Raw genomic sequence first — 998 nt, 5'->3', positions numbered from 1 at the left:
CTAATACGATGTTCAAGAGAGTATTGTAAGCGCTCCAAGTAAAGGATGCACCTGCACCAACGGTCGGCTTCCCGTCTCCATTCACGGCGTGAATCGCTTTAATGACTGGCGCTACCGCTTCTCCGAAGCTTCCTCCGATGGGAATACCAACGGTTGTCGCAGCCATCTCTTGGCCGCCTGTTGAGTCAAAGATAAGGCTGCCGGTACTAATCGATACCAGATCCGACTTAGCAATCGTAGCTCCCGCGCCGAGAGTAACGATCAACTGCAGCTTATCGCTGCTCCAGCTCTGTGCTAGCCCAGCTCCGCCTAACGTATGACCACTAGTAAAGCTAAGCTTGGTCAAATCGATTGCTGCTCCATTCGACGGTGAATCCAGCGTCAACACCAAGGTGTCGCCCGTTGGTTGGCGTATCGAACACAACGACCAGTTGATCACCGGCGCCTACGGTCGGTTGTCCATCTCCATTCGTGGCGTACACGTTCGTCATCATCGGCGCTACGGCTGTGCCAAAGTTGTCTTGTATAGCAATATTGGATATTGCGGCCAGTGCAGCTTGTCCCGACGCATCCGTGATCCCGCTTAGTCCCGACACATTGATCGTGTCACCCACAGCTAGGCTAGGAATGCTGCCTAATACGATGTTCAAGTGAGTATTGTTAGCGCTCCATGTATAGGATGCACCTGCCCCAAAGTTATGACTGACGTTGTTGCCAACCGTAATTTCCGACAACGCTACATTGCCGCCCTTCGTCGGTGTGTCGAAGATGAWCAATAGCTTGTCACCTGCACCAACGGTCGGCTTCCCGTCTCCATTCACGGCGTGAATCGCTTTAATGACTGGCGCTACCGCTTCTCCGAAGCTTCCTCCGATGGGAATACCAACGGTTGTCGCAGCCATCTCTTGGCCGCCTGTTGAGTCAAAGATAAGGCTGCCGGTACTAATCGATACCAGATCCGACTTAGCAATCGTAGCTCCCGCGCCGAGAGTAACGAT

2 protein-coding genes are annotated in these 998 nt (G+C 53.2%); both read right to left on the bottom strand.

The window, feature by feature from the left end; all coding sequences use genetic code 11:
- On the bottom strand, positions 1–346 hold a 346-nt coding region (locus tag AC1DWB_RS36060), incomplete at its 3' end, for a hypothetical protein (protein ID WP_477545854.1).
- On the bottom strand, positions 333–998 hold a 666-nt coding region (locus AC1DWB_RS36055; RefSeq protein WP_477545853.1), incomplete at its 5' end, for a hypothetical protein. The genes AC1DWB_RS36055 and AC1DWB_RS36060, both read right to left, overlap by 14 nt.

It is taken from the genome of Paenibacillus sp. P4_E11 (assembly GCF_056401635.1).
This window is presented reverse-complemented; position numbering and strand designations above follow the sequence as displayed.